General features: G+C 26.9%; 6 protein-coding genes, 6 tRNA genes and 1 riboswitch. Of the genes, 11 read left to right on the top strand and 1 reads right to left on the bottom strand.

Annotated elements, in window-relative coordinates; all coding sequences use genetic code 4:
- The 5 genes from EHU54_RS04280 to EHU54_RS04300 all read left to right on the top strand — a co-directional run.
- Nucleotides 1-218: transposase family protein (locus tag EHU54_RS04280; protein WP_400249115.1), on the top strand; the 218-nt coding region annotated here is incomplete at its 5' end.
- Between the two features lie 27 nt (nucleotides 219-245).
- Nucleotides 246-773: a hypothetical protein gene (locus EHU54_RS04285; RefSeq protein ID WP_400249116.1), complete on the top strand. Its 528-nt coding sequence runs from the start codon at nucleotides 246-248 to the stop codon at nucleotides 771-773.
- Nucleotides 774-884: 111 nt separating this feature from the next.
- Complete coding sequence (locus EHU54_RS04290; protein ID WP_400249117.1) at nucleotides 885-1,565, top strand: hypothetical protein; 681 nt, start codon at nucleotides 885-887, stop codon at nucleotides 1,563-1,565.
- A gap of 40 nt (nucleotides 1,566-1,605) precedes the next feature.
- Nucleotides 1,606-1,706, top strand: a riboswitch (purine riboswitch).
- Between the two features lie 170 nt (nucleotides 1,707-1,876).
- On the top strand, nucleotides 1,877-2,347 hold the full coding sequence (locus EHU54_RS04295) for a solute carrier family 23 protein (RefSeq protein WP_400249118.1): 471 nt from the start codon (nucleotides 1,877-1,879) through the stop codon (nucleotides 2,345-2,347).
- Nucleotides 2,305-3,216 (top strand): solute carrier family 23 protein, encoded by a 912-nt coding sequence (locus EHU54_RS04300; RefSeq protein WP_400249119.1) that lies wholly within the window; start codon nucleotides 2,305-2,307, stop codon nucleotides 3,214-3,216. Before EHU54_RS04295 ends, EHU54_RS04300 begins: the two co-directional genes overlap by 43 nt.
- 158 nt (nucleotides 3,217-3,374) lie before the next feature.
- Here EHU54_RS04300 and pnuC read toward each other — a convergent pair whose 3' ends face one another.
- The gene (gene pnuC, locus EHU54_RS04305; RefSeq protein WP_400249120.1) at nucleotides 3,375-4,253 is read right to left on the bottom strand and encodes a nicotinamide riboside transporter PnuC; all 879 of its coding nucleotides are present in this window, start codon (nucleotides 4,251-4,253) and stop codon (nucleotides 3,375-3,377) included.
- A 197-nt stretch (nucleotides 4,254-4,450) separates the two neighbouring features.
- On the opposite strand from pnuC, the gene EHU54_RS04310 reads away from it, so the two are divergent.
- The 6 genes from EHU54_RS04310 to EHU54_RS04335 all read left to right on the top strand — a co-directional run bounded on the left by EHU54_RS04310 (nucleotide 4,451) and on the right by EHU54_RS04335 (nucleotide 4,998).
- Nucleotides 4,451-4,526, top strand: a tRNA-Asn gene (locus tag EHU54_RS04310).
- Nucleotides 4,527-4,559: 33 nt separating this feature from the next.
- Nucleotides 4,560-4,635: transfer RNA gene (locus EHU54_RS04315), tRNA-Glu, on the top strand.
- Nucleotides 4,636-4,639: 4 nt separating this feature from the next.
- A tRNA-Val gene (locus EHU54_RS04320) sits at nucleotides 4,640-4,715 on the top strand.
- A 21-nt stretch (nucleotides 4,716-4,736) separates the two neighbouring features.
- Nucleotides 4,737-4,812: transfer RNA gene (locus tag EHU54_RS04325), tRNA-Thr, on the top strand.
- A gap of 8 nt (nucleotides 4,813-4,820) precedes the next feature.
- Nucleotides 4,821-4,896: transfer RNA gene (locus EHU54_RS04330), tRNA-Lys, on the top strand.
- 17 nt (nucleotides 4,897-4,913) lie between these two features.
- Nucleotides 4,914-4,998: transfer RNA gene (locus EHU54_RS04335), tRNA-Leu, on the top strand.
- Nucleotides 4,999-5,233 lie beyond the last annotated feature (235 nt).

The following is a 5,233-nucleotide window of genomic DNA, read 5'->3' on the forward strand; positions in this document are numbered from 1 at the left end:
TAATACCTACAAAGAAAACAAAGAAAAAACCTTTAAATAAAGCACAAAAACAACATAATAGACTAGTTTCAAAAATGAGAATTATTATTGAAAATATTTTTGCTATTCTTAAAAAATTTAAAATTATTACAGAAAAATATCGTAATCATAGAAAACGATTTAGTTTAAGATTTAATTTAATTGCTTCAATTTATAATTTGCAATTATTATCTTTTTAAAAATATTTATAATTATTTTAATAGGTTATGCAAGAAGTCTATTTAATGACCTTAGGAATAATGAGCATAAGTGGAATAACAATTGTTTCTTGTGCTTGTAGTTATCCAAAACAAAACAAATTGGAAGAAGAAAAGCAAAGAAAAAATTTAGATAGAGCTCCTTTGTTACCAATAAATAATAATAATAATAATCCAAAAAAAGAGGAAATAAAATTACAATTTCCAATTGATATTAGTGGTATTACTAAAATTAACCCAATTAAAAAAGTTAATGTTAAGAATATTAAAGATGTTCAGTTTTCTGAGTGATCAGAGCCAATTCGTGATGCAATTTTAGCAACATTGCATGCAGAACTAAGCACTAAATTAACAAAAAATGATTATGATGTAATTCCTATCTTCCCAAAAGAGTTTTATATCAAAGATAATAAAATTGATACTCTTTCTTTTGATTTAACAATTCCAAGAAAAATAGAAATTACCTGTTTGGGAAAAAATAATGCAAAGGGTAGATTTAATACATATGTCATAATACCAATAAGTACTGTAAAATAATGATAAATTAATGAAAGAATATAAAAAAATAACATTTTAAAATGCTGTTTTTTTATTTTTTTAAATACGATATGATTGATATATTATATGGGAGAGGAACGTGATTAAAAAATGTTTAATTTAACGCAAATAACAGGATTAGTTTATTTTATTTTTATTATTGTAATTGGACTGCTTCTTGTAGGTTGATTAATATTTGGTCTTATTTTATTAAGGTTTAAAAAGAAAAAAACAACATTAAAACCACGGATGTTATTACGGAAAATGTTAGATGAGAATGATTTACAAGATGTTAATATTGGAGAACAAAACCATATTGTTAAAGCACGGAATTTTTCAAAAATAAATAATGCTGTCATTATTCGTCGTACTGATGATAAAGACCAAAGCATTGTAAAAATTTATGATATGATTTTTCATTTTTATTATGTTTATAACCACAAAACAAAACAATCAAAATGTTTTTTTTGATTAAAATTTTTGTCATGATTTTTGTTGTTTACAATATTTTTATTTATTATAGCAATAATTTTAGTTATTTTAATACAGTTTTTAAAAGACAATACTGTTATTAATGCAATTGACATTACAATTCAAATTTTATCTATTATTGGTATTGTTTATTTGATTTTGGGATGATTTTGTTGAGCGAATTTAGTAGAAAATTATCGTCAAGATTTAATAGCATTAGCAATAGACTATTTACCAACAGAATTTATCAAGTCTTTTAAAACTTATACTAGTTTTAAAGCATTTTTTCCTTTTTCTGAAAATATAATATGTTTTTATTAAAGGGGTTGTAATTTTTTATGAAATTTGGTATATTTAAAAAGTAAATGTATTAAACAATTCCTATATATGCTAGTAATATGGTCTAGTGTTTCTACGTTTTACCATTTATAAGAAGACTCTATAGGTTAATGCTTCATTTTGCATTAACTTATGTTAATTAAACAAGGTTAATGTTTTTTATTTTTACAAATAGAGCTAGATGGAGAAATAAATTATATGTTTAAAAAAAGATTGAAACTTTTTTTAGGTTTGGTGATTTAAAAACAACTTTTAAAAAAGAAATTATTGGTGGCCTAACAACATTTTTAGCAATGTTATATATTTTATCAGTGCAACCTAATATGTTATCTTCTGCACCAGATATTAATCATCCAAGTGATCCAAGTCAGAATATGGCGTTTGGAGGGATTTTTATTTCCACGGCAATTGGTGCTTTTATTGCTACTTTAATTATGGGTTTATCAGCGAATATGCCAGTTGGATTAGCACCTGGAATGGGGCTAAATTCTATTTTTACTTTTAATGTTGCTAATAATGGATTAGGATATCAAGGGGCTTTAATTGCTGTAATGCTTTCAGCAATATTTTTCTGTCTTATTTCAATAACTAAATTACTAACAATTATTATTAATGCGATTCCAGATTCATTAAAATTAGCAATTGGTGCTGGAGTTGGTTTTTTTATTGCTTATATTGGTTTACACAATATTGGATTTGTTGGCGATAATGCCGTTGCTCCATGTGGGGTTGCGTTAATGGCGGAATTCCGGTTGCAACATTAGGAAATTTAAAAACTAACTGACCAATAATTTTAATGGGATTTGGTGTTTTAATGTTAATTTTAGTTTTACATTTTAAAAAAATTCCTGGAGCCATTGCCATTGCAATTTTGGGAGGATTAGGAGTTTCTTTGATTGTCGGAAATGTTGTTGATAATGATTTCATTCGTCATAATTTTGCACATTGAAAGGGATGAAGTTATAGTGATTTTAATGGTTTTAATACCACTTTAAAATCAACATTTGCAGCATTTGCTAATCCAAAAATTTGAACATCACCAACGATGTATATTTCAATTTTTGTTTTCCTATTTGTTGATTTTTTTGATACAACAGGAACGTTATACTCTGTTTCAACTCAAATTTCATTAACAACTGGTGAAAAATATGAATTAAAATCACGTGCTTTAATGGCAGATTCAGTAGGAACTTTAACTGGAAGTCTTTTAGGTTGTTCTCCGGTTAATAGTTTTGTTGAATCAACAACGGGAGTTTCCCAAGAAGCTCGAAGTGGTTTTTCTGCTATTATTACAGGGTTAATGTTTTTAGTAGCAATTCCACTTTTTCCAATTTTTAAATTAATTACTCCGGCAATTGCTGGAGCTGCCGTGATTTTTGTTGGTACATTAATGGTTAGTCAAATTAAAGATATTGAGTGAGTTAAACCAGAATTTGGAATTTCAGCCTTCTTTACTATTATCATTATGATAGTTACATTTTCAATTACAAATGGGTTGGCACTTGGATTTATTGCTTATGCCTTTATTTGTTTAATTACTAAAAAAGCTAAAACAGTTGCTATTCCAATTTACATTTTAGATCTTTGTTTTATTGGTTATTTTATTGCTTTTACTTTTGTCCAAACTGGTTAAAAACAAAATAAGATAAATAATGATTTAATATATAAAGATTATTCTAATTAATTTTCTATAAATAACAATGTTTTATAATTTTATTATGACTAATAAAGCAAGAAAATATTAATAAATCAGGAGCATTATCCTGATTTTATTTAAATAACCACCTCAAATTAAAAAGCCAATGATGCTATTTGCAATAAAAAAATTGTTTGAATTAACATATTAATATTAATTGTTATTGGATAATTAGTACCAATAATACTATTAACTCCTGCAAACATTGCAAATTGTAAAATATTTGAAATTAATCATAAAATTCATTGTTCTTTTAGTCGTAAAAACATTAAAATTGAAGCAATAATTGCGATGCTATTGATTGTACTGTCAAAAATATGAGCAATAGGTTGGTTTAAATAGGCATAATCTGTTTTTACTAATGCATAATGAAAAACTGGAATTTCATAATATCAAGTAATCGCAAGAATAGCACAAATACCTAAAGAAATTGGTAAAATTATTCATCATTTTGAATTTCGAATGTTTAATGAGGAATCTTGTTCAAAAATAAAAGTTTTTTGTCATGTATATCAACCAATAAATTGAAATGGTAAATAAAAAAATAAATTTAATTGAGCATAACCAGTATAACCAAAACCAAATGAAAAAAGACCAAATGTAGTCACACTAATTAATCCTCAAAAATAATTGCTCATTTTACCAAAACTAATTAAAACAACATTTAAAATACTTGTAAAACTGACTAAACCACTTAATGAATAAAGTGTAGCGTCAATTCATTTAGGAATATTTCCTAAATAAGGTTTGGGAGTATTTAAGATATTAACAATACTAAAAAAAGAAGGATTATGGTTAGCATCAATAAAATGATTAAAATCAAAAAAAGATAAAAAAGTAACAATAATCCCAATGCAAATTAAAAGAATTTTAAAAGTTTTTTGTAACTCTTTAATATCTTTACCAATTGTTTTGATTCCTAAAAAGTTAATTGGTTTTGTAATAATAAATCATTTTTGCTGTTCATTTTTCATTTTTTGTATAAGTATCTTGTTTCTTTCTTTCATTATTTATCAAGTCTATAACTATATCTTAACAAAAAATAATATGTTTTATTCTTTTAAATAATATCTTTTTGAAGATATATCATAAAAAATAGAAAAATCCTAAAAATAGTTGCTTGTTTTTTCATTTTTAGTATATAATGAGTAAGGCTAAAAAGATATGCCATGCCTAGTTAGCTCAGTTGGTAGAGCACTCGGCTGTTAACCGATCGGTCGCAGGTTCGAGTCCTGCACTAGGCGCCATTATTTTTTTGAAAATTTTTATTGATATTTACCGGCCTGTTGGTGAAGCGGTTAACACACATGCCTTTCACGCATGCATTCACGGGTTCAAACCCCGTACAGGTCACCATTTTCGGGTGTTAGCTCAGTTGGGAGAGCGCCTGCCTTACAAGCAGGTGGTCAGCGGTTCAAGTCCGTTACACCCGACCATTTTATTTTTTATATTAATATGCTGGCTTAGCTCAATAGGTAGAGCAACTGACTTGTAATCAGTAGGTTGGGAGTTCAATTCTTCTAGCCAGCACCATTGCCTGTCTCCTGTTAGCTCAGTTGGTAGAGCAACTGGCTTTTAACCAGTGGGTCAAAGGTTCAAGTCCTTTACAGGAGACCATTTTTAAAACAGAGTAACCGGGTGTGGCGGAATTGGCAGACGCACCAGACTTAGGATCTGGCGGGGTAACTCGTGGGGGTTCAAGTCCCTTCACCCGGACCATAATTAAAAAACAAATTAGCACTTTCAGAGTGTTTTTTATTTGTAAAATTATGAATATAAATACAATACTTAAAAAATAATTTAGATCATTATTTTAATTTAAATACATATAACAACTATAGCCTTTTGAACAATTAATATTTTATTAGACTTTTTGCATAACCTATTAAAATAATTGTAAATATTTTTAAAAAGATACTAATAGCAAATTATAATTTTAATTAATTATGTCTTT

Source organism: Spiroplasma sp. ald, assembly GCF_044714355.1.
GTDB classification, from domain to species: Bacteria; Bacillota_I; Bacilli_A; order Mycoplasmatales; family Mycoplasmataceae; genus Spiroplasma; species Spiroplasma phoeniceum.